The sequence below is a fragment of the Ahrensia kielensis DSM 5890 genome, from assembly GCF_000374465.1.
GTDB lineage: Bacteria > Pseudomonadota > Alphaproteobacteria > Rhizobiales > Rhizobiaceae > Ahrensia > Ahrensia kielensis.
Genome location: NZ_KB894528.1, coordinates 20,611 through 44,629, shown reverse-complemented (window position 1 = coordinate 44,629; position 24,019 = coordinate 20,611). Strand labels below are relative to the sequence as shown.

20 protein-coding genes are annotated in these 24,019 nt (G+C 48.0%); 11 read left to right on the top strand and 9 right to left on the bottom strand.

Translation table 11 applies throughout. The features are described from left to right. Positions 1 to 25 precede the first annotated feature (25 nt). Both C504_RS0100210 and C504_RS0100205 read left to right on the top strand, forming a co-directional pair. Complete coding sequence (locus C504_RS0100210; RefSeq protein WP_018687273.1) at positions 26 to 850, top strand: TerC family protein; 825 nt, start codon at positions 26 to 28, stop codon at positions 848 to 850. Then, a complete protein-coding gene (locus C504_RS0100205) occupies positions 843 to 2,012 on the top strand; it encodes a CaiB/BaiF CoA transferase family protein (protein WP_018687272.1) in 1,170 nt (389 codons plus the stop codon). The genes C504_RS0100210 and C504_RS0100205 overlap by 8 nt, the downstream gene beginning before the upstream one ends. 101 nt (positions 2,013 to 2,113) lie before the next feature. Here the strand turns inward: C504_RS0100205 and hemA are convergent, their stop codons facing one another. Continuing rightward, complete coding sequence (gene hemA / locus C504_RS0100200; protein WP_018687271.1) at positions 2,114 to 3,331, bottom strand: 5-aminolevulinate synthase; 1,218 nt, start codon at positions 3,329 to 3,331, stop codon at positions 2,114 to 2,116. A gap of 277 nt (positions 3,332 to 3,608) precedes the next feature. Here hemA and cysG point away from each other — a divergent pair, with 277 nt between their 5' ends. The 7 genes from cysG (at position 3,609) to C504_RS0100165 (ending at position 10,257) form a co-directional block, all read left to right on the top strand. Continuing rightward, complete coding sequence (gene cysG / locus C504_RS0100195) at positions 3,609 to 5,024, top strand: siroheme synthase CysG (protein WP_018687270.1); 1,416 nt, start codon at positions 3,609 to 3,611, stop codon at positions 5,022 to 5,024. Next, complete coding sequence (locus C504_RS0100190; protein WP_018687269.1) at positions 5,024 to 5,341, top strand: DUF2849 domain-containing protein; 318 nt, start codon at positions 5,024 to 5,026, stop codon at positions 5,339 to 5,341. Before cysG ends, C504_RS0100190 begins: the two co-directional genes overlap by 1 nt. 2 nt (positions 5,342 to 5,343) lie before the next feature. Continuing rightward, positions 5,344 to 7,014 carry a nitrite/sulfite reductase gene (locus C504_RS0100185; RefSeq protein WP_018687268.1) on the top strand — a complete coding sequence of 557 codons (1,671 nt, stop codon included), beginning with the start codon at positions 5,344 to 5,346 and terminating at the stop codon, positions 7,012 to 7,014. After that, positions 6,989 to 7,699: a phosphoadenylyl-sulfate reductase gene (locus C504_RS0100180; protein ID WP_018687267.1), complete on the top strand. Its 711-nt coding sequence runs from the start codon at positions 6,989 to 6,991 to the stop codon at positions 7,697 to 7,699. The genes C504_RS0100185 and C504_RS0100180 overlap by 26 nt, the downstream gene beginning before the upstream one ends. Continuing rightward, the gene (locus tag C504_RS0100175; protein WP_018687266.1) at positions 7,692 to 8,096 is read left to right on the top strand and encodes a DUF934 domain-containing protein; all 405 of its coding nucleotides are present in this window, start codon (positions 7,692 to 7,694) and stop codon (positions 8,094 to 8,096) included. Before C504_RS0100180 ends, C504_RS0100175 begins: the two co-directional genes overlap by 8 nt. A gap of 14 nt (positions 8,097 to 8,110) precedes the next feature. Further along, positions 8,111 to 8,950 carry a ferredoxin--NADP reductase gene (locus C504_RS0100170; protein WP_026317087.1) on the top strand — a complete coding sequence of 280 codons (840 nt, stop codon included), beginning with the start codon at positions 8,111 to 8,113 and terminating at the stop codon, positions 8,948 to 8,950. A gap of 86 nt (positions 8,951 to 9,036) precedes the next feature. Further along, positions 9,037 to 10,257: an NAD(P)/FAD-dependent oxidoreductase gene (locus tag C504_RS0100165; protein ID WP_018687264.1), complete on the top strand. Its 1,221-nt coding sequence runs from the start codon at positions 9,037 to 9,039 to the stop codon at positions 10,255 to 10,257. Here the strand turns inward: C504_RS0100165 and C504_RS16895 are convergent. The 6 genes from C504_RS16895 to C504_RS0100135 form a co-directional block, all read right to left on the bottom strand. Then, positions 10,254 to 12,278 carry a putative bifunctional diguanylate cyclase/phosphodiesterase gene (locus C504_RS16895; protein ID WP_052323622.1) on the bottom strand — a complete coding sequence of 675 codons (2,025 nt, stop codon included), beginning with the start codon at positions 12,276 to 12,278 and terminating at the stop codon, positions 10,254 to 10,256. The two genes, C504_RS0100165 and C504_RS16895, sit on opposite strands and share 4 nt — an antisense overlap. Positions 12,279 to 12,492: 214 nt before the next feature. Then, positions 12,493 to 13,800, bottom strand: coding sequence for a xylose isomerase (gene xylA / locus C504_RS0100155; RefSeq protein WP_018687262.1), 1,308 nt, complete (start codon positions 13,798 to 13,800; stop codon positions 12,493 to 12,495). Beyond that, the gene (gene xylB / locus C504_RS0100150; protein ID WP_018687261.1) at positions 13,797 to 15,233 is read right to left on the bottom strand and encodes a xylulokinase; all 1,437 of its coding nucleotides are present in this window, start codon (positions 15,231 to 15,233) and stop codon (positions 13,797 to 13,799) included. Before xylB ends, xylA begins: the two co-directional genes overlap by 4 nt. Positions 15,234 to 15,243: 10 nt before the next feature. Continuing rightward, entirely contained in the window at positions 15,244 to 16,032 is a 789-nt protein-coding gene (locus C504_RS0100145) for an ATP-binding cassette domain-containing protein (protein WP_018687260.1), read from the bottom strand. Between the two features lie 13 nt (positions 16,033 to 16,045). Then, positions 16,046 to 17,365, bottom strand: coding sequence for a sugar ABC transporter permease (locus C504_RS0100140; protein WP_018687259.1), 1,320 nt, complete (start codon positions 17,363 to 17,365; stop codon positions 16,046 to 16,048). A 146-nt stretch (positions 17,366 to 17,511) separates the two neighbouring features. Next, positions 17,512 to 18,543, bottom strand: a complete 1,032-nt coding sequence (locus tag C504_RS0100135) for a substrate-binding domain-containing protein (RefSeq protein WP_018687258.1) — start codon at positions 18,541 to 18,543, stop codon at positions 17,512 to 17,514. 204 nt (positions 18,544 to 18,747) lie between these two features. Here C504_RS0100135 and C504_RS0100130 point away from each other — a divergent pair, with 204 nt between their 5' ends. Next, positions 18,748 to 20,013, top strand: coding sequence for an ROK family transcriptional regulator (locus C504_RS0100130; protein ID WP_018687257.1), 1,266 nt, complete (start codon positions 18,748 to 18,750; stop codon positions 20,011 to 20,013). A gap of 10 nt (positions 20,014 to 20,023) precedes the next feature. Continuing rightward, positions 20,024 to 21,586 carry a CRTAC1 family protein gene (locus C504_RS0100125; protein WP_018687256.1) on the top strand — a complete coding sequence of 521 codons (1,563 nt, stop codon included), beginning with the start codon at positions 20,024 to 20,026 and terminating at the stop codon, positions 21,584 to 21,586. Between the two features lie 27 nt (positions 21,587 to 21,613). Here C504_RS0100125 and C504_RS0100120 read toward each other — a convergent pair whose 3' ends face one another. Beyond that, a complete protein-coding gene (locus C504_RS0100120; protein ID WP_018687255.1) occupies positions 21,614 to 22,942 on the bottom strand; it encodes a cytochrome-c peroxidase in 1,329 nt (442 codons plus the stop codon). A 221-nt stretch (positions 22,943 to 23,163) separates the two neighbouring features. Further along, a complete protein-coding gene (locus tag C504_RS0100115; RefSeq protein WP_018687254.1) occupies positions 23,164 to 24,015 on the bottom strand; it encodes a universal stress protein in 852 nt (283 codons plus the stop codon). Between the last annotated feature and the right edge of the window lie 4 nt (positions 24,016 to 24,019).

Here is a 24,019-nt window from a genome sequence, read left to right as displayed (position 1 = left end):
TCAAAATCTTCTTGGAGAATACGCAATGGAATTGCTCGCCGGTCTATTTACAATAGACAATCTGATTACTTTTCTCATTTTAACAGCGCTTGAAACAGTGCTCGGATTTGACAATTTGCTCTACATCTCGCTGGAAGCAAAGAAGGTCGGGGCGCAGCACGAAGCCCGTGTACGGCGCTTGGGTATTATTTTAGCGATTGTTCTTCGTATTATACTACTATTTGTCGTCCTTCAGCTGATTAAGGTTTTCCAAGAACCATTTTATACGTTCAATTGGGCTGGCATCGCTGAAGGCGAAGTAAGCGGTCATGCAATCATCGTTTTGGCTGGTGGTGTTTTCTTGATGTACACCGCAATCAAAGAAATCACCCATATGCTCGCTTTAGACGATATGGACCATGATATGGGCAACCGCGCCATGACATCGGTTCGCAAAGCGCTATTCTGGATCGTTGCCATGAACGTTGTCTTCTCATTCGACACCGTACTTTCAGCCGTTGCTTTGACTGATCATTTCATCGTCATGGTCGCAGCGATTATTATTTCCGGCATTTTGATGGTTGCTATGGCCGAAACGGTTGCAAACTTCTTGAACCGAAATCGCATGTATGAGGTCGTTGGCCTTTTCGTTCTCTTGCTCGTCGGTATCTTGCTGACGACAGAAGGCGGCCATCTGGCACATCTGAAATTCTTCGGCTTCTCTGTTGAGGCAATGAGCAAAACAACATTCTACTTCGTGCTTGTGACGATGGTTCTAGTTGAAATTGTTCAGGGTCGTTATCAGCGTAAACTCATGGCTGAAAAACAATTGTTGCAACGCAAAACGGGCGCGACAAACATAAATGTCTAAACCGCTTGAGGGTGTGCGCGTTGTTGAATTAGCGCGCGTACTTGCAGGGCCATGGGCAGGTCAATTGCTCGCGGACCTTGGCGCCGACGTCATTAAAATCGAAAACCCTGATGGCGGCGATGAAACCCGCCATTGGGGACCACCTTTTATAAAAGGTGCAAATGGCGAAGACCTATCGGCTGCCTATTTCCACAGTGCCAATCGCGGTAAACGCTCAGCTGCGCTCGATCTTAAAAACGCCGAACATTTGAGCGCGTTAAAAAAACTTATAAGCACGGCAGATGTCGTCATTGAAAATTACAAAGTCGGTGGATTGAAGAAATTCGGCCTCGATTATGAAAGCCTTTCAAAGGCTAATCCCAATCTGGTTTATTGCTCCATTACTGGTTTTGGACAAACCGGCCCTTATGCGCATCGCGCAGGATATGATTTTATTATCCAAGGTATGAGCGGCTTTATGTCTATTACCGGAGAACCGGATGGACAGCCAATGAAGGCCGGCGTTGCAATCACCGATATTCTAACGGGCCTTTATGCTGTATCTGCAATCAACGCAGCGCTGGTTAAATCCCTTAAGCACAATAAGGGTAGCCACATCGATATCGCATTGATGGAAGTGATGGCCGCTTCGCTTGCCAATCAAAATATGAATTACCTTGCAACAGGCAGCGCCCCTGCCCGACTAGGCAATGCGCATCCAAATATTGCGCCTTATCAGGTCATCCCTGTGAAGGATGGGCATATCATTTTAGCCGTTGGCAATGATGGGCAATTTGCACGTCTATGTGAAATTCTAAGAGCGCAAGAGCTAGCGCAAAATCCGCTTTTTGCGACGAACCAAAAGCGAGTTGAAAACCGTGACGCTTTAACAATTAGCCTTACAGCGGCTACAACTGATTGGGCACGCGATGCGCTGATTGAAGCATGTGAGAATCATGCGGTGCCCGTTGGTGCAATCAATACAATCGAAGACATGTTCAACGATCCACATGTCAAAGCACGCGAACTGCAAATCGCAACATCGCTTGGTGTTCCGGGCGTTCGTTCACCATTTTTGATTGATGGGCAAATGACATCAAACATCGATACAGCGCCTGCATTGGGAGCAGACACGCAGAGTATTTTAAGTGGATTGGTGCACGGTTGGCCCGCAAGACATTAAAGTGCTGGTTGAGCAACTTCACAAACTGATTCAACGCAAAGCCATTTAAAGGCATTGCGCTAAATATTAATCATTTGAATCAGTTACGTTGATTGCTTAATTCAGGCGACTTGCCGTGCCAGCGCACATTGCGACCAGAGTTCACTCAATGAGCTTACCAAATGTGCAATGTCTTCCGGTGAATGCGCGGGCGTTGGCGTAATGCGCAAACGTTCCGTACCAACAGGCACCGTTGGGTAGTTGATTGGCTGAACATAGATGCCATGGCGCTCAAGCAAAATATCGGAAATCCATTTACACTTGGACGCATCGCCCACCATTACCGGCACGATATGGCTCGGGTTCGGCATATGCGGAATGCCGCGTTTATCGAAGGCAGCACGAACGGCAGCAACATTACGTTTCTGTGCTTTGCGCTCGACGCGGCTTTCTTTCAAATGCTTGATAGATGCCGTTGCACCCGCTGCGACAGCTGGCGGCAATGCGGTTGAAAAGATAAAGCCTGAAGCAAAAGAGCGTACAAAATCGATCAGGTTTTTTGAGCCTGTGATGTATCCGCCCATAACGCCGAACGCCTTGCCGAGCGTTCCTTCAATCACGTCCAAGCGGTGCATGATTCCTTCGCGTTCAGCTACGCCGCCGCCGCGCGGGCCATACATGCCAACAGCATGCACTTCATCGATATATTTAAGAGCGCCAAATTTGTCGGCTACATCGCAAATATCTTCAATCGGCGCGATGTCGCCATCCATTGAATAGACGCTTTCAAACGCGACTAGCTTGGGTGCGTTTGGATCATCCTGCGCCATGAGTTCTTCAAGATGAGCAACGTCATTATGACGGAAGATTCGCTTCTCACAGCGTGAATGACGAATGCCTTCAATCATGGATGCATGGTTCAACGCATCTGTGTAGCAAATGATGTTTGGAATTTTGGTAAGTAACGTGCCGAGCGCTGCCCAGTTGGACACATAACCAGATGTGAAAATAAGCGCGTCTTCTTTGCCGTGAAGATCAGCAAGTTCGTTCTCAAGTTTCACATGATAATGGTTCGTGCCGGAAATATTGCGCGTACCGCCTGCTCCGGTGCCACATTTGTCAATTGCTTCATGCATAGCCGCAGTTACAGACGGGTGCTGGCCCATGCCTAAATAATCGTTCGAGCACCAGACCGTAACTTCATGCGTTGTGCCGTCTTCGCGGTGGCGCAACGCCTTTGGAAACGCACCAGCTTTACGCTCAAGATCAGCAAACACACGGTAATTGCCAGCTTCAACTAAGCCTTCAAGTTTATCGGCAAAAAAGCGATTAAAATCCAAAACTCTAACCCTTCGTCCGCAACACTTAAAATACCAGCGCCGCTCTCATACAATTTTCTCAAACTTTCTATAACGGGCTAAGACAGAAATTGGAATAGTTCGAAACTGACCGATTGTCGCAACCTGTGAAAAAGCAAACACAGTCAATCAAGCATTCGTGAACGTGTTTCCCGCCCGAAAAAACAATTATTCCCCAGATGCTTCATAAATTGGAATTCCATTTCTTATACACGCCTATGCGAAACCCTATTTTCAGGATTACTGAAAAGGAAACCCTATGCGTCATTTTCCAATATTTTTAAATGTAGTCGGTCGCCGCATTATTGTTTCTGGCGCAGGTGAATGTGCAATCGCAAAACTGCGTCTACTGCTGAAGACCGAAGCTCATATTATTGTGTTTGGTCTTGAAGCAGAAGATCAGGTTCGTGCTTGGGCTTCAACAGGCAAATTAACGTTGGTTGAACGTGCGCTTGAGATTGGCGACGCAGACGGCGCAGCTATGCTTTATGCAGCCAATGAAGATGACATTGAAGATGCACGCGTTGCCAAGATCGGCCACGACGCAGGCGCACTTATAAATATCGTCGACAATCTGGAAGATAGCGAATTCATCACACCGGCAATTGTTGACCGCGACCCTGTAACAATTGCAATTGGTACGGAAGGCGCAGCGCCTGTACTCGCACGGCGTATCAAGGCAGACATTGAAGAGCGCCTCCCAGCGTCGCTCGGCATTCTCGCACGCATTGGTCAGGCATTTCGTGGCCGCGCCGATATGTTGCCGCAAGGACGTATTCGTCGTGACTTTTGGAGCCGCTACTATGAGGGCGCAGGCGATGCGGCGCTTCAAACGGGCGGCGAAAAAGCCGTTAATGATGCACTCAACGATTTACTAACTGACGCCATCGAAACCCGCCCGCGCGAAGGCCATGTTTCTTTGATTGGCACAGGTCCAGGTGATCCAGAACTATTGACCTTGAAAGCACGCCGCCTTTTGCACGAAGCAGATGTCGTTTTGCATGACCAACTCGTACCGCAAGCGATTCTTGAATTAGCACGCCGCGAAGCAATCGTGATTGAAGTTGGCAAAAAAGGTTACGGCCCTTCTTGGAAACAAGACGACATCAATGCGTTGATGATTAAGCATGCTGCCAAGGGCGCGCAGGTCGCGCGCTTGAAATCCGGTGATCCAGCGATCTTTGGCCGCCTTGATGAAGAACTTGATGCGCTCGATGAAGCAGCGATCTCTTTTGATATTGTGCCGGGTATAACATCAGCTTCTGCTGCTGCAGCAACAATTGGAACATCATTGACACGGCGCGGACGCAACTCAGCATTACGCATTCTCACCGGCCGTGAGGTCGAAGGCTTTGCCGAGCATGATTGGCGTGATCTAGCCAAACAAGATTCAGTCGCTGCGATTTACATGGGTGTACGCGCTGCTCATTTTCTGCGCGGCCGCCTCTTGATGCACGGCGCTCACTCTGAAACGCCTGTGACTGCAATCGAAAATGTATCACGAAGCGATCAGAAAATCATATCAACAACGGTGGCAAAACTGCAGGACACACTCAACGCCGCTTCAATCACAGGGCCTGCTATTATTTTATATGGCCTTTGTCCGCGCGATGCTGTTGCAGCATCCGTAACGCTTGAAGATGCACCCGAACTATATTCTGCAGGAGCGCTGTAATGGCCCGCAATTTTGTACCGCAAATCATCACTGCCAATGATCTTTTTGAAGGCGATGTAATCTATCTCAAAGCAGACGGAACTTGGGCACGCGATATTGCTGAAGCGCATATCGCCGATTCAGCTGAACAGGTTGAAACCATGCTTAAGACTGCATATGGCCAACAGGGTTCTATCGTTGGTGCCTATGCTATGAAAATTGAAATCGACGCTGATGGCAAACCTGCGCCCGATCATTTTCGCGAAGAGTTTCGCACCCGCGGCCCGTCCAATTATTTTCACGGCAAGCAAGCCGACACCAAACAAATCGGAGCGTAATTATGTACGCATATTCAGAGTTCGATGAAACATTTGTGCGCAATCGTGTTGCGCAATTTCGCAGTCAAGTTGAGCGTCGCATCGACGGCTCACTCACAGAGGACGAATTCAAGCCGCTGCGTTTGATGAATGGCCTTTATCTGCAATTGCACGCTTATATGCTGCGTGTTGCTGTGCCTTACGGTACGCTAAACTCACGCCAAATGAATCAGTTAGCCTATATTGCTGACAAATGGGATAAGGGTTACGGCCACTTTACCACGCGTCAAAACATTCAGTTCAACTGGCCGAAACTACGCGATGTTCCAGAAATTTTGGAAGCGCTTGCTGATGTTGAAATGCATGCAATCCAAACATCGGGCAATTGTATTCGCAACGTAACGGCTGATCATTTCTCAGGTGCAGCGGCAGACGAGATCGAAGACCCGCGCCCTACAGCGGAACTGCTTCGCCAGTGGTCAACTGACCATCCTGAATTTCAGTTTTTGCCGCGCAAATTCAAGATTGCTATCACAGGCGCTCCAAACGATCGGGCGGTCACCAAGGCCCACGATATTGGCTTGCGCATGGTGCGCAATGAAGCCGGTGAGCCAGGCTATGAAGTGATTGTCGGCGGCGGTCTTGGCCGCACACCAATGGTCGGTAAGACCATGCGTGAATTTCTGCCAAAGGCTGATTTGCTGCCTTATCTGGAAGCAATTTTGCGCGTCTATAATTTGAATGGACGCCGCGATAACAAATATAAAGCGCGTATCAAAATTCTGGTTCACGAGACTGGCACTGATGAAATCAGAGCGCTGATTGAAGAAGCGTTTATCGAGCAGAAAAAGTTCTTCCAAGCGCCGCCAGCTGCATTGGTCGAAGGCCTAGAAGCTGCCTTCGCACCACCGCTTTTTGACAATACTCAATCGCTCGCATTCGATCATGCGCAGATTGAAAATGCTGCATTCCGCTCATTTGTGGAAACCAATGTGGCAGAGCATAAAAATCCGGCCTATGGCATTGTTTCTGTGTCACTCAAACCTGTTGGTGGCACACCGGGTGATGCAACATCGGACCAGATGCGTGTTCTTGCTGAACTGGCGCTAAAATATGGTCATGATGAACTGCGCGTTAGCCACGAGCAGAATATTATTCTTCCTCATGTGCGCAAGGCAGACATTCCGGCGGTTTATGCCGCGCTTAAAGAAGCTGGTTTAGGTACGGCCAATATCGGCCTTCTGTCTGATATTATCGCCTGCCCCGGCATGGATTATTGCGCACTGGCAACAGCGCGCTCTATTCCAATTGCGCAAGAAATTGCTGTTCGTTTTGATGAGTTAAAACTCGAACGTGAGATTGGCCCACTGAAAATTAAAATATCAGGCTGTATCAATGCTTGTGGTCACCACCATGTCGGTCACATCGGTATTTTGGGACTGGATAAGGCTGGCGTTGAAAACTACCAGATTACGTTGGGCGGCGATGGTACTGAAACAGCGACTATTGGCGAGCGCACAGGTCCAGGTTTTGCTGCTGAAGACCTTATTCCTGCGATTGAAGCTATTATTCAAACCTATCTCGACATTCGCGAAGCTGAAGATGAAACATTCTTGCAAGCCTACCGCCGTGTCGGCGTTGCCCCTTTTAAGGCAGCAATTTATAAGGATGAAACAAATGCCCGCGCTGCATGATCTACAAGAAAAAGCGATCGAGCTTCTTGGTGATGCGTTCATCACGAAGAAGCACGGCAAAATTACTGCGGTATCTTCATTTGGTGCAGAATCATCGGTGCTTTTGCACCTTTTGTCCCGCGTAGACAAAGCCGCACCGGTTTTGTTTATCGACACACGCATGCTGTTTGAAGAGACGCTTCAATATAAGGCTGATCTTATCCGCCATCTTGGCCTTACCAATGTTCAAACAATCTCACCATCTTCACAGACGATCAGGGAAAAAGATGTTTGGGGCCGGATGCACAAGGATGATGCAGATAAATGCTGCGATTTCCGCAAAACATCTGTTCTTGCAGAAGCCCTCAAAGATTATGACGGTTGGATAACAGGTCGAAAACGCTTTCAAGCTTTCACACGCAGCACTATTGCCCCTGTCGAAACAACAGCTGAAGGCAAGATTAAAATCAATCCTCTTGCGGATTGGGCGCCTGATGATTTGTCAGAATATATGGAATGGTTTGATTTACCGCGCCATCCATTGGTCAATCACGGCTATGCATCAATTGGTTGCGCAACCTGTACTTCGCCCATAAAAGCTGGAGAAGATGCACGTTCAGGCCGTTGGCGCGGTATGAGCAAAGTTGAATGTGGAATTCATTTCGAAAACGGAAACGCCGTTCGGGAAAGCAAGCAAAATGTCTGAAGATCAAGAGTTTATCGTCGTCACGGACCAAGGTTTTCTTGGCAAACAAAATAATAGCAATTCTGTTCTTACTCTTGAAAATACAGCTGATGCGAATGAAGTCGTCCAACATTTGAGCGGCGTTGAGCGTATAGATGTTGTCTTCCCCTCATTTGCTGATGGTCGTGGCTTTTCGCTTGCTATGGACTTACGCCGTGCAGGCTATAAAGGGCCGCTTCGCGCCGTCGGGCATTTGATTGCAGATCAATATGCACATGCACGACGTTGTGGCTTCAATGACATTGCAATTTCTGCAGCCGATGCCGAACGCCAACCTGAAAGTCAGTGGCTCGAGCAGGTAGGACGTATCGACACAACTTATCAAACACGATTGCAACAAGCTGCATTAGCTGTTTAAGAGAGTTTATGACCATGAATGATATGACACCTATCGCCGAGAAATCTGCGGCGCTACTGCCTGACGGGCAGACCGTTACCCAAGTGAAGCATTACACGGATCGACTTTTCTCTTTCCGTCTAACGCGGCCGCAATCGCTGCGTTTCCGCTCTGGTGAGTTTGTTATGATCGGCTTGATGGGCGAGCCTGTTGGCGACAAGCCTGCACGTCCAATTTTGAGAGCCTATTCTATTGCTTCCCCCTCATGGGATGAAGAATTAGAATTTTATTCCATTAAGGTACCAGATGGACCGCTGACGTCAAAGCTACAAAAGATTAAAGTTGGCGATCAGGTTATCTTGAAAACGAAACCTGTTGGCACGCTTGTTGTTGATGCGCTTTTGCCCGGCAAACGTCTTTATATGCTTGCCACGGGCACTGGCATTGCTCCCTTTGCCTCGCTCATACGCGATCCAGAAGTGTATGAAAAGTTCGATCAAGTTATTCTGACGCATACGTGCCGCGAAAATGCTGAACTAACTTATGGCAAAGAACTCGTCGATAATCTGCGCAATGATCCGCTGATTGGCGAGATGGTTGAAGGTAAGCTTATTTATTACCCAACGACAACGCGCGAGCAGTCGGACAATATGGGCCGTGTGACGGACAAAATTCGCTCCGGTGAAATTTTTGCTGAAATTGGCGTACCGGCTTTCAACGCAGAAGAAGACCGCGTGATGATCTGCGGCTCGATGGGACTTAATATTGAAATTAAGGAACTCCTAGAGGCTGCAGGAATGGAAGAAGGCGCAAACTCTAAGCCTGGGCATTTTGTTGTTGAAAAGGCATTTGTTGGCGAGCCAGAAAACGCCTAAATGAGAAGTGACACAATCGTGCCTTTTACGTAATAAAGAAAAGCGGTACGCAGGTGCCGCTTTTACTTTTTTAAGGACGTAGCAATTTGTCAAATCAGATCATCATCGTAGGTGGTAGTCATGCTGCCATTTCTGTTGCAGATAATTTGCGCAAGCTAGATTTTGACGGCGCGATTAAAATCATCACTGCTGAAAGTGACCTACCTTATCAACGCCCGCCCCTATCCAAAGCCTATATGTCTGGTGATATGACGCTTGATCGGCTGCATTTACGCCCCGCACAATGGTACACTGACAACAATATTGATCTCATTTTAAGCACCCGTGCAACTGCCATAGATCGTGGCAACAAGCAGTTACAGCTCGAAGGTGGCGCATCTGTTCCCTATGACACGCTTGTGTTGGCGACCGGCGCTGAGGCGCGCAAATTACCTGCTGAAATGGGCGGCGCGCTCAGTAATGTGCATGTCATGCGCGACCTTAAAGATGCAGATACTTTAATGGCAAAAATGATCTCGGGCAAAAAACTCGCGGTTATTGGCGGTGGCTATATTGGCTTGGAAGCTGCAGCCGAAGCTTCAAAGAAAGGACTGTCGGTGACCGTTCTGGAAGCTGCGCCGCGTATTTTACAACGTGTCGCATGCGCTGAGACCGCAAACACATTCCGTGCATTGCACGAAAGCCATGGCGTGAAAATTCTGGAAAATGTGAGTATTTCTAAAATTCGCGATGATGGAAATGGTGCTTGTAACGGTGTTGTTCTTGCCGATGGTCAAGTGATTGGCGCAGACATTGTTATTATCGGCATTGGCATTATACCAAATATGGAATTAGCCATTGCCGCTGAACTTGAAACAGATGCAGGCATCATAGTTGATGCGTATGGCCGCACAAATGATCCTGATATTTATGCCTGCGGCGATGTCGCCCTACTGCCATTTGAAGAACAGCCAACGCGCCTCGAATCTGTTCAAAATGCCCATGATCAAGGGGCAATTGTAGCCAATAATATTGTTGGTTTGAACAAAGCCTACCACCCGGAACCGTGGTTCTGGTCAGATCAATATGACATGAAATTACAAATTGCCGGCCTCAACCGCGGTTATGATAATGTGGTTATTAGAACTGGCAAGCGCGAAGGAAGTGTTTCGCATTTCTACTTCTCAAAAGGCAAATTCATTGCGGTTGACTGCATGAATGATGCGGCAACTTACGCCATGTCTAAGCGTATCCTTGCTTCCGGCGCAACACTCACTGCGGCGATGGCATCGGATCAAAGCTTTGTTTTAAAGTCGCTTTTATCTTAAGCGACTTTTTTCACTGTCCTATCACCATCTTGGACTGAACCACGATCTAAAGCGTAGTTCATCATAAAATCCATAAAGAGTGCTTGCGGCATAGGCTTGCCGCAGAAATATCCCTGCATTTCATCGCAACCTTCTGAGCGTAGAAAATCAATATGACTTTCCTGCTCGACGCCTTCAGCGACGATACGCAAGTTCAAATTCTGCCCTAGCCCAATACATGTACGAATAACGGATTTTAGCTGCTCGCGCTTATCCATATCCATAATAAAAGAGCGATCGATTTTCAGCTTATCAAATGGGAACGATATCAACGATGACAGGGACGAGAAGCCCGTACCAAAATCGTCCATTGCCAAACCAACGCCAAGATTTTTAATGCCGCGCAACACATGGAGCGCATGCTCGAAGTCTTCGATGAGAACCGTTTCGGTTATTTCAAGTTCCAGACGCCTTGCTGGAAAGCCTGTCTCAAGCAAGATCGTTTGTATGTCATTGACGAGGTCTGTGTGACGCACCTGTACAGCGGAAATGTTCACGGCGACTTTGATGTCTGCTTTCCATTCACGGCCCAGCTGACAAGCTTTACGTAAAATAAGCTTACCAAGATCTTCAATCAGCCCGCAATCTTCAGCGATTTTGATGAATATATCAGGACGAATTGGGCCATCTTCTGGGTGTATCCAACGCGCCAATGCTTCGCAGCCAATAAGGTTGCCGCTGCTGAGATCAAATTGGGGCTGGAAGAAAACATCTAACTGTTCTTCGCGGATGGCAGATTGCAAATCATTTGTAAGGCGGCGTTGTTCACGCACCGCTTCATCTAAGCCTGAATCGTAATACTCTACTCTTAGGCCGTCCTTTGCCTTTGCACGATACATCGCAATATCAGAGTATGACAAAAGGTCTTGAGCCGTTTGAGCGTGTTTGGGGAAGCTTGCCACACCAATACTGACACTCATATTAAGCCTACGGCCATCGATCATGATATTGTTATCAAGCCGCGCAAAAATACGGTCTTCTAGTTTTTCTGTTCGGTCATCGTCACCATCATGCAGCTGGATAGCAATGAACTCATCACCGCCGATTCTTGCCAGATAATCACCTTGAGTACATGCATTTTGAAAAAGTGCCGATAGTTTTACTAACAACGCATCGCCAAAGGGATGACCGTAAATATCATTGTAACTCTTGAACTTATCAAGATCGATATTGAGCAGGCTGAAGTTCTTACCGGAACGGATAGTTTCTTCTAGTTTTTCTGTGAAAGCCAACCGATTTGGTAGGCCCGTCATAGAGCAGGTTTTAGCTTGGTGAGCTGCTTTTTCTTCAGCAAGTTCGCGCTGTCGTAGCGCGCTCAAATGTTCAGAAATATCATGCAGCATGATCACACTTCGCCCATCGGGCAAGTGAGTGACTTTTTTCTCATGCTTGGTTTTTTCGACCAAACTTGACTGCTCAGCTTCAGACACCTGTGTTGCAAACTCTGCAACGGCATCATGACTTTCCAGCAAGGCTGAATTTAATTTTGCGATAGCTAGGAATTCTGGATTCCAGATTTGCGGCGTACCTACAATATCGACAACGCATATCGCAGCTTTAACATTAGATAGCACAGAGGAGAATAATTCTTGTCGGCGCGCATTGGCAATCGCATAGCGGATTGCACGTTCAATCAAAGGTCCGTTGATATCTGCTTTGCTAAGATAATCAGAAGCCCCCGCAGCAAGCGCCTTATCATCGAGTTCACGTTGTGAAACTCCCGTAAGCAAAATAATAGGTGTCGATAGGCCTTTGCTGCGAATTTGTTTGATTAAATCAATTCCCGTCAGCGCACCCATTCTGTAATCAGTTAGGATGACATCAAAGCTTTTCCGCTCCAGAATTTTAAGGGCAACAAGCGGATCATTGGCGATTGTGATTTTATATTCTTCATCAGAAATATCACTCAGCGCATCGCGGATGATGAAAACATCATCTGGATCATCATCAACCATCAAAATAGATTTTACCGGTTTCAGCACGGAACATCTCCTATCATCGTGCTAAATTGCCTCGCAAAGACAAATAAACCCTGAAGATGAATGCGTTATCCCGTACGGCAAACAAATGCGGTTAATGCGGCATTAAAAAATTAGCTAAAATTTCCCTATTTAAGGCACATATAATGAAAAAGGCCGCACGAGTAATTTCAACTCATGCGGCCCAACATTTCTTATATTTAGGGTGTTTTGACGCTTACATGAAGCGATTAACGAGATTTTCAAGGCGTTCTTGTTTGCCTGAACGAGGTTCAGGATTGACGTCACCGCCGCGAACATATTCTTCGATGCTTTCAAGCGAATGACCGCCTTCAAGCATCTTTTTGGCTTCTGGTTCATTCCAGCCAGCGTAACGCGCGTTACGCTCTTGCTCTAATTTACCATCCTCAAACATTGCAGCGGCTTTCTTAAAGCCCAATGCACACACATCCATTGCGCCCACATGACCAGCGATCAGATCAACTGGATCGAGGCTCTGACGGCGTAGTTTAGCATCAAAGTTCGTGCCGCCTGTTTTAAATCCGCCAGCCTTAATGACTTCGTAATAGGCAAGCGCGATTTCAGGTACATTGTTCGGGAACTGGTCAGTATCCCAGCCAGATTGGTAATCATTGCGGTTCATATCAATTGAGCCAAAAATGCCGAGCGCTGCTGCCATCGCAAGTTCATGCTCAAAAGAATGGCCTGCAAGAATTGCATGACCCTGCTCGATATTCATTTGAACTTCGTTCTCAAGTCCAAACGCTTTTAAGAACCCATATACGGTAGCAACATCATAATCATATTGATGCTTCGTTGGCTCTTGCGGTTTTGGCTCGATAAGAATTGCACCTTTAAAGCCGATTTTATGTTTGTAATCGACAGCCATCTGCAACATGCGGCCTGCTTGTGCGCGTTCCTGTTTCAGATCGGTGTTGAGCAGCGTTTCATAGCCTTCACGGCCGCCCCAAAGAACATAGTTCTCACCGCCAAGTTTCAGCGTTGCGTCCATACATGTTTTGATTGTAGCTGCTGAATAAGCAAAGACCTCAGGATCAGGGTTTGTTGCGGCACCTGACATAAAGCGGCGATGGGAGAACAAGTTCGCAGTGCCCCAAAGAAGTTTAGTCTCTGCGGCTTCCATTTTGGTGCCGATGTAATCGACCATCTCTTCCAGATTGCGTGTGCTTTCAGCAAAATTATCGCCTTCTGGACGCATGTCAGCATCGTGGAAACAAAAATAAGGCTGACCGATAATCTTGAACATATCGAAGGCAACGTCAGCTTTGAGCTTTGCTTTGTCCATTGTGCTGCCAAACCAAGGGCGATCAAATGTTCGGCCACCGAAAGGGTCTCCACCTTCCCATGCAAAGCTATGCCAATAGGCGACTGCAAATCGCAAATGATCTTCCATGCGTTTGCCCATAACAATCTCGTTGGCATCGTAATGACGATAACAAAGCTCGCTGTCGCTATCAGGGCCTTCATATTTTACAGCATCAATACCTTTGAAAAAGTCGGTCATGTTAGATTCCTTATAGATTTGTAGGCTTCGCGGTAGCGCTGGTGCGCATCAGCAAAGGCATTCGATAATTGAAGATTAGGAGTGATCGTTTTGGCAACCTGCGGGCGTGTCACAATATCTGCACTTGCTCCAGCGGCCATCATGCCTAAACGGGCCGCACCCAGCGCACCGCCAAAATCACCCGCAACAGGTACATCGATTGGCATTTGAAGTGACGTTGCAATTGCAGATAGCCAATAATCAGATTTAGAGCCGCCGCCCACTGCCATGATGCGTTCAATTTTGGTGCCCGTTGATGTGAGTGCATCGAAACTATCGCGGAATGCATGAACCACACCTTCAAGCACAGCGCGCGTTCCTGCAGCCGTATTTGTTGCATGCTCCAAGCCGATGAATGCGCCGCGAACGGCTGCATCATTATGCGGCGTACGTTCGCCGCCTAAATAAGGCATAAACAATGTCTTGCTCGGCGCCTCAAGTTCACCAAGCGCTTTAGTCAGCTGGGCTGCGTCCTGGCCAACAAGCTTTGCATACCAATTAAGCGAATCTGTTGCTGACAATATCACGCCCATTTGGTGCCACGTTTTCGGCAATGCATGGCAAAATGTGTGAACTGCAGAAGCTGCATCCGGTGCATAACCATCGCTTGCAGCAAATAAAACACCCGATGTGCCAAGCGATACAAATGCGTCACCTGCTTTTGCGACACCAACGCCGATGCCCGACGCAGCATTATCGCCGCCGCCGCCTGCAACAACCACACTTTGGGTAACGCCGTATTTTTGGCAAAGCACAGATCTAAGCGTACCAGAGACTTCATTGCCTTCAACAAGGCTCGGCATCTGGTCGCGGGTTAAACCTGTTTTTTGCAACAAACTGTCAGACCAGTCACGCTTGCCCGTATCCAGCCAGCTTGTGCCAGCTGCATCTGACATTTCGGCAACATGCCCACCTGTCAGCCATAAGCGTAAGTAATCTTTCGGAAGCAGAACTTTTGCAATCTGATTGAAAATTTCAGGTTCATTGTTCCTTACCCAAGCGACTTTGGGTGCTGTAAAACCGGGAAAAACAATATTGCCGGACACGCTGCGAAATTCAGCATCGCTGTCCATTTCAGCCGCTTCAACATGGCTGCGCGTATCATTCCACAAGATACAAGGCCGCAAAACCATGTCATTCTTGTCGATCAACGTTGCGCCATGCATATGGCCGCTCAAGCCAATTGACACTAATTTTGATAAATCAGTCTTTTGGGCCAATGCATCAAAAACGCTTTCTGCGCCTTTAATCCACTCGGCTGGGTCTTGTTCGGACCAGCCGTCTTGTGGGCGTGACACAGCCATTGGAGCTGTTGCCTCTGCGATAATCTTTTGATTATCGTCGATCAACAGCCCTTTTATGCTTGAAGTGCCAAGGTCTAATCCAAGATGCATAATGTGTTCCTTATTCTTGGATTGCGCCTGGACCTGGAATAGCACCAGGAGGGCATTTTCCGAGAATGATCATTCCGAGCACTTCATCCTTGGTCACATCACCTGTTTTTGCAGTGCCAACCATTTGCCCGTTTTTCATCACAGCAACACGGTCAGCAAGATCGAACACATCTTCAATGTCATGACTGATAAGGAAGATGCCGATACCGTCTTTCTTCAATTGCTTAATCAACTCACCAACTTGCGCCGTTTCTTGCGGTCCAAGTGCAGCCGTTGGTTCATCCATAATCAGAATGCGTGCATTGAAAAGAATGGCACGAGCGATCGCCACAGATTGGCGTTGACCACCTGATAATTGTTTGACCGGATCCTTAAAACGCTGAAAGTTCGGATTCAAACGCCCCATTACTTTTCGCGCTTCGGCCTCCATGCCCACATCATCCAATGTTCCCCAGCGCGTGAGCATTTCACGGCCTAAGAACAAATTGGCTGCAGCATCGACATTATCGGCAAGTGCGAGCGTCTGGTAAATCGTTTCGATACCATAGTCTTTCGCATCACGCGGATTGGCAATTGTTGCCTTTTCTCCGCGCACATAAATATCGCCTGCATCACGTTTATATGCACCGGAGAGAATTTTAATCAGTGTCGATTTTCCTGCACCGTTGTGCCCAAGCAAAGCCACAACTTCACCAGGAAACAAATCGACTGAAGCCTGATCAACCGCTTTAATACCGCCGAATGATATCGAAATGTCACGAAGATCAATAAGCGCAGTTTGTTTTTCTTGCTGTTCCATCATCGTTCCCCAATTATTGTGCGCGTTTGCGGTACATTGTGTCGACCCAAACGGCGACAACAAGAACTGAACCAACAACGATCTGCTGCACGGCTGCGTCAAACCCGATCAAGACCATGCCAGCTTGAAGGCTCTGCATAACGACCGCTCCGAGAATGGCGCCGTAAATCGTTCCAACACCACCGGCAAAGGATGTGCCGCCAATAACAGCCGCAGCGATTACATAAAGCTCATCAAGTGTTCCAAGGTTACCAGAGGCAGAGTTCAATCTTGCGCTGGCAACCACGGCGGACAGACCGCTCAAGAAGCCCATGAGTGCAAAGATTTTCACTGTCACCCAGCGTGTATTGATACCAGCAAGTTCTGCTGCTTCAGGATTGCCGCCGATAGCAAAGACGTAGCGACCAAAACGTGTACGGGTAGTCAAAAATGTCATGGCCAATCCGACAAGGATCAAGATCAAAACAGGAATTGCAAAACCGTGTGAGATGAAGAGACCGCCATCCGGCACCTCGATATTATTCGCCGCTGCATATTGGCGTACAATACCGCGCGGCCAAGGATATGCATTGACGAGCATCACAAACCCAAGGATCAATCCGCAGCCCACAACTCCCAAGAATGTGTCAGCCCAAACTGGACGTAATGGAAACTGAAAACGCTTGCGCTGTTTGCGGCCAGAAAGCAGCATGAAAACCACGCCTACTGAGGCGATAATGCCGAGCACCCAGCTCCATGTTGAGCCCACCGCTCCGTAAGGACCGCCGCCCAGCAGTGCAAAGGTTGAATCCATCGGTGCAATTGTTTCACCGCGCGTAATCAAGAAGGTCGCGCCGCGCCAAACCAAAAGGCCGCCAAGCGTTACGATGAAAGCTGGTATGCCACGATAGGCAATCAACCAGCCATGAAAAGCGCCAACAAGTGTGCCGACCAACAAGCCGACAGCAATTGCGATTAGCCATATGGCAGGATGTCCAAGCCCGAGAATATCTGGCAAGATATTGACCTGCGTCACCGCCATCATCATCGCTGCAAAGCCAAGAATTGAGCCGACCGAGAGGTCAATGTGGCGCGTAACAATAACGAGAACCATGCCCGTTGCCATGATACCGATGGACGATGTCTGAACCGACAAATTCCATAAGTTACGCGGTGTTATGAACGCGGCAAAACCGTTGACGATACCGCCATAAAGGTGGAAGCCAACCCAGATAAGGACGAGAGCACCGATCATGCCCAGCAATCTGCTGTCTATTTCTGTGGCTTTTAAAAAGCGCTTCACAGGTCCGGTACGTGCGTCATCGGACAAGTGTTCTAAATTAGGGCTTACCATAATTTCCTCCTGATGTGGATCATCAGTTACCGCAGGTTATGCGGCTCAAAACATCGAAAATATTATAAATTCTTTGGGCCTTTTGAACCAAAGCCCGCCGAAAATCGGCGGACTTTGTCAATATTAGGCAAGTTAACGTGCGCTAATTAGCAGCCGTTAACACCGTCGACAGCGCCTTCACAGACTTTGTCTTTGGCAATGTGGCCAGCATCAATAACAGCACTAATGTTGTCTTTTGTTATTGGTGTAGGAGCAAGGAAGATTGCATTCATTTCAACGCCTTTCGATCCACCTGACCATTTAACGGCATCAGGAATATCAGACATCGCTTTTCCGTCAGCAAGCATTGCAGCAATGTTGCCGGCTGCTTTACCAAGTTGGCGTGCATCTTTCCATACAGACACAACCTGCGTGCCGCGTGCAACGCGGTTAAGCGCAGCATGGTCACCATCTTGGCCACCAACTGGAACATTCATGCCCTGTGCCTGCAGCGCTGCAATAACGCCGCCTGCCATGCCATCATTTTCAGCAAGAACAGCATCTACTTTGTTATCGTTCGCTGTAAGGATCTGCTCCATGTTTTTCTGAGCATTGTCTGGCTTCCAACCATCAGTGAAAGCTTCACCAACAACTGTGATTTTACCAGCTTCAACGTCTGGACCAATCACTTCCATCATGCCTTCAAGCAAGAAGAGTGCGTTCGGATCGCCCTTGTCGCCTTTGATGATTGCGTAATTGCCTTCAGGCTGAACAGCTTTAACGCTTTCAGCGATGATACGGCCAACACCTTTGTTATCGAAAGTCAGGTAGAAAGCACGTTCATCTTCAACAAGACGGTCATAACCAAGAACAGGAATGCCTTCAGCTGCGGCTGCATCAACAGCTGCGCCAACTGCGCCTGAGTCAACGGATAGAATAACGAGTGCATCAGCACCCTGCGCGATTAAGCTTTCAACATCAGTAAGCTGTTTAGCTGCAGATGCTTGAGCGTCGGCAGAGATATACTCATCGCCATTTTCTTCGATGGCAGCTTTCATCGCTGCTTCATCTGTTTTCCAGCGCTCTTCTTGGAAATTTGACCAGCTTACGCCAATCTTTTTACCTTCAGCCATAGCCGCTGTTGAAACAGATGCCATTGCCACAGCAGCGAAAGCTGCCACAGAGATAAATTTACGCATTTAAAAATCCTCCCGAGATTAATACGCCATGCCTGGCCGCCTCGATACCTATACCGAGTATGCCAACATCATGGATTTATTTTTTTCAGTTGTCAAAAAATAAATTGACCATTTTTTGAAATAAGTGGTAAATATTAAACACAAATGGGAGGCTTCTGGGATTTTTAGCGTTTTATTCGCTGTTTAATTTCAGTTGATAAATTAATGTTGCAGCACAGCAATGACACCGAACACATTCAAGGCGTCGGACCGCTTATTGCGCAATCGTCCGATATAAGTCGAACTTTAAAGCAGCAAATATTTGAACATGTTCGCGGCGCTGGCCTGTGCGCGCGCGTTGATATTTCAAGCAGCCTCCAAATTAGTCCTGCCAGTGTAACCGCACTCGTCAATGAACTTATACAGGCTGGTTATGTACATGAAGTGACAACACCGCCGCGCGAAGGCGAGCCTATCCGCGGGCGGCCACCTGTTTCTATCGCTATTCGTAAAGATTCTTTCTTTGTAGCAGGCATCAAAACCAACGACAAAACGCACACTGCGGTCATCATGGATTTTGCAGGCAACATGTTGGGCTCGGCCGACATCGCTCACAATAGTGCATCACGCGGCGCAAATGACATATTAAAAGAGATCAATGATGTCTTGCAGATGGCGCTTAAAGAGAGCGGCATAAAACACTCCCAACTTTCAGCCATTGGCATGGGACTGCCTGGATTGATCGATTGCGCTGCTGGCAAAGTGATTTGGTCTCCTATGCTCGATCAACAAAACATCGCTCTTGCAGCTTTGGCCAGCGAAGTTTTGAATTGCCCTGTCTATATAGACAATGACACCAATCTCGTCACACTAGCCGAACTTTGGTTTGGTAAAGGGCGCACGGTTTCTGATTTCGCAGTTATTACTATTGAGCACGGCATAGGCATGGGGCTTGTCGTCAACCATAGAATTTACCGCGGTGCACATGGTGTGGGCATGGAGCTTGGCCACACAAAAGTGCAGCTTGATGGGGCATTGTGCCGATGTGGCCAGCGTGGATGCCTTGAAGCCTATGTCGCTGACTACGCGCTTGTGCGCGAAGCCTCAACTGCGCTCACTTTGGACCCCAGTGAAATGGGCGATATAAGTTTGATTCTAGATAGGCTTTTTGAGGAAGCCAAAAACGGCCATGAAGCTGCGACGACAATTTTCAAACGTGCTGGCCGATACCTTGCGACTGGCCTTGCGAATGTCGTCAATCTTTTTGACCCAAGCTTGGTCATTCTATCCGGCGCTCGCATGCAATATGACTTTCTATACGAGGATGAAGTATTGCAGGAAATGGAACGCCAAACGCTAGACTGGCAACGCACGAGGCCAGATATTGAAGTTCACACTTGGGGTGACCTACTCTGGGCACAGGGCGCTGCAGCGCTTGCACTTTCTGAGCTAACCGAAACATTGCTTAGCGCAACGAGCACAAATCAATAGGCCCGCCGCATTGAACAAGTTTGCCCTCACACTGACTGCTCTTCTTACCTCATCGACTGTTTTTGCTGGCGATATTAAATTCGAGCCACGCGCAAAGACTTTTGATTTTGAGCACATATATAATGGTGGCTGGGAGTATTTTGTCGGCGGCGGCATGGCGACATTTGATTGTAACGGCGACGCCTTTCCCGATGTGTTTCTTGCTGGCGGCGAAAACATGTCGCGCCTTGCGGTCAACACGACAACACAAGCAGGCGCTGCAATCCATTTTCAAAACCTGCCGAATACTGGCGCTGAATTTGATTCAGTAACCGGCGCCTACCCTATCAACATTGATAATGATGAGCATATGGATTTGTTCGTCATGCGCGTGGGCGAGAACAAAATTCTGCGCGGCTTAGGGAACTGTCAATTTGAAGAAGCAAATGCTCCATGGCATTTCAATGGGCTTGATCGCTGGACCACATCTTTCTCTGCAATATGGGAAGAAAACGCAAGCTTGCCGACATTAGCCGTTGGCAATTATGTTGACCGCGATAATCCTGAAGGGCCGTTTGGTGCTTGCGATGTAAACCATCTGTACCGGCCAGAAGGCTTACATTACCAAGAACCCATAACTCTCGATCCGGGCTACTGCGCGCTTTCCATGCTCTTTTCAGACTGGACGCGAAACGGGCGCCGCGATCTACGCATTTCCAATGACCGCCATTATTATTTGCGTGACGGCGAGGAGCAAATGTTTCGCCTCGATGAAATGCGCTTCCTTACACGTGAAGACGGCTGGTTGCCTATTTCCGTTTGGGGAATGGGGATCGCCAGTCAGGATCTAAACGGCGATAAAGCGCCCGATATAATGCTGACATCCATGGGTGATCAGTTAATCCAATTTTATGCAGGCGGCGCAAAAATGGAAAATGCGCCGTTCAATATCGGCGCTTATGCACAGCGCCCCTATACCGGCGATGATGGTCGCCCTTCTACTGGTTGGCATGCAGAGTTTAACGACATTAATAATGACGGTCTTGCTGATCTTTTTATCGCCAAGGGCAATGTCGACCAAATGCCTGGCATGGCGATGAAGGACCCGAACAATCTACTCGTACAAGAAGCAGATGGCACTTTTGTTGAGGTGGGACTTGAAGCAGGGCTTGCTGATACAGCCCGTTCACGTGGCGCTTCGATTGCAGATTTTAATCTAGACGGAAAACTGGATATCGCGGTTATGAACCGACGCGCCGCTTTCGATATCTATGAGAATGCGAGCACGAATAGCGGTAATTTTGCGTCTATCAAGCTCCAACAAAACGTCAGCAATGTCGATGCTATTGGCGCCTGGATTGAATTACGCACTGCATCTGACAGCAAAGTACAAACACAAGAAATCACAATCGGCGGCGGTCATGCCAGCGGTAAGATCGGCCCTACCCATTTTGGTCTAGGTTTAGCCAAGCAAGCAGAAATACGCGTCATATGGCCCGATGGTTCCACATCTGAATGGACAAAAATCGAAGCGAACAGCAGAATTATTGCTAAGCGTGGCGACAGCAATCAAATCGAGCTTAGCCCGATTTAAAGTTCACCCAACACAGCAACGGGTCGCTTACTTGTCGACCGGCAAACCGCTTGGCACCGTGTTTGGCACACCAAGCCGCGAAGTCAGACTTTTCTTATCTTCCAAAGCACCCATAAAAGCCATTAAAACATCAATTTCACCTGCCGCCAGTTTTACACCGGACCAGCGAACGGCATCTTTGATTGCTTGATTTTCTTTTGCATCTTCTAGTGCTGCCCAATCATTTTTAGGCGGCGTGTAGTCACTAAACTGGGCTTCACTTTTGTCGTAATAATCAACTGCCGTGGAGGGCTCGACATGCGCCTCAAGGAAATGACGTAAATTACGATAAGCGCCTGAATGTCCGTAAGGTGCAGTCAAAGTCACATTGCGTAAAGATGGCGTGCGAAATGCGTATGCATCTTCAAGCCTTCCTGTCACCCGCATTCGGCCTGTATCTTGACTATGGCTTTCGAACCGCTCGGCTTTTCCGGGGCCAATTTGCGGCACGCCCATTGCATGAAACTTATGGTCTGTTTGGAACGGTCCTGTGTGGCAAGATGCGCATTGAGCTTTACCGTAAAACAAGTCCATGCCTTGCGCCGCGACATCATCAAGCTGCGCTTCGCCGCGAAGATAATTGTCGAACGGGCTCTCGTCTGATCGCCACTCAAAGGCGATAAATGCTGCAATAGCATTTGAAATATCTGTAAACCCGATTGGCTTTCCCTGCGCTATTTCGGGATCAATCTCATCGAACATCTTTTGATATTCATCGATTGCAGCAACACGCTTTGAGATAATATCCCACGCGCCATCGGTGCCCGTTATCAAACCGCGGCGAACAGCTTTAGCAACATCGTTCTCGCTATAATGCCCTGCCATTTCATCTGACGACAAAACAGGAAACATTGATTGCGCGGATAACACACCGGAGAACCCAACAGTCATGTCATCGTCTAGCGGGGTGCGTAATCCAGATTTTTTTGTATCATCGGCTTCAAGTCGCCCATCATGAAACATGACAGTAAATTCTTTTGCGCCAAGGTTAAACAATGCGGGTGCATTACGCGGAATACGCTGCTCAGGAATATTGTTTTTATCAACCACCCGATCAGGCCCCAACCCGATACCGCCCTCGCCGATTGACAGTGAAACGCCGTCGGCAGTGCCAAGCTTTGGATGATGGCACGTGCCACAAGAAATATTCTTGTTGCCTGACAAAACAGGGTCCCAAAACAACAGCTGACCCAGCTTTGCCTGCTTCATATCGACGTCAACGAATGCATCATCATCGACCGCTTTGATTTCAAGCGCAGAAGCAAAAGGCAAATGTAAAAACATTGCTGTCGTCAAATATAAGGCTTGTTTTTTCATGCACTAAGCCTGCCATAAACAGTTTAATTTGCACAGAAAATTTTGGTTGTTATGAGAGATTTAAGCGTATTTTCGCTTGATGTTAACATCAGATCAAATTGGTAGAAGCACAACAAGTTTTGGTTAATACTGCGCCCCTTTTAAAAGGTAACTAAGTAATAGACTAACGAGGCAACATTTTGCAAAATAGAAAACGCGGCCTCAAGAGGCCGCACTCATTTCTATTTATACAACAAGACTGGAATTTTTACGGACTGAACCATTGCAGCCGTTGTAGAGCCGATAATAAGTGTTCTAATCCGGCTATGTCCGTAGGCTCCCATTACCAATAGATCGAACCCCTCTTCCGCCACAAGCTTGCTCAAAACATCTTCAGGTTCACCCGCTTCAACACGGGACGATGCTTTGATATTCGCGGCGCTTAGTTTCGCAACAGCTTCATCTGCCGTTTTTTGAGCCTTAACGCTGTCTTGCCCAACGCAAAGAACGCAAATGTCGAGATCATCGAAGACAGGGCTCGTTGACATGCGTTCGATAGCAACTTTAGCACTTGCACTACCGTCATAAGCGACAAGAACCTTAGAGATAGGTCGGAATTCTCGCGAGGCCACAAACACCGGCACCTTGGATATGCGAACGATACGCTCCAAATTTGAGCCCAAATGTCCGGAAGCAAAATCTGCACCTTCACCACGTTTTCCGATGGTGATCGCGCGAATTTCACCATCAAACTCACGGACAGAGTCGAGAAGGTCACCTTTCCGCAGACGCAAAGTCACCGAAGGTATATCGTCCTTTTCAAGGATTTTCTTTGCATCTTCCAATATCGCGTGACCTTTGGCTTGCGCCAATTTCGCACGTTGCTCATCCAGGGCAGATAACTCTTCAAGAAGTGCAGTGCGAGCACCAAGACGCAAAGCGCCAGACAAGTCGGTCGCCGGCGCTGCTTCACGACGCCCCAACACATGCATGGCTACAACATGAGCATTGAGCTTCTGCGCTATCCACGCCGTATGGTGGCAAACGCTTTCGGAATATTCGGACCCGTCCAGCAGTGTTAAAATCTTATCCATTCAC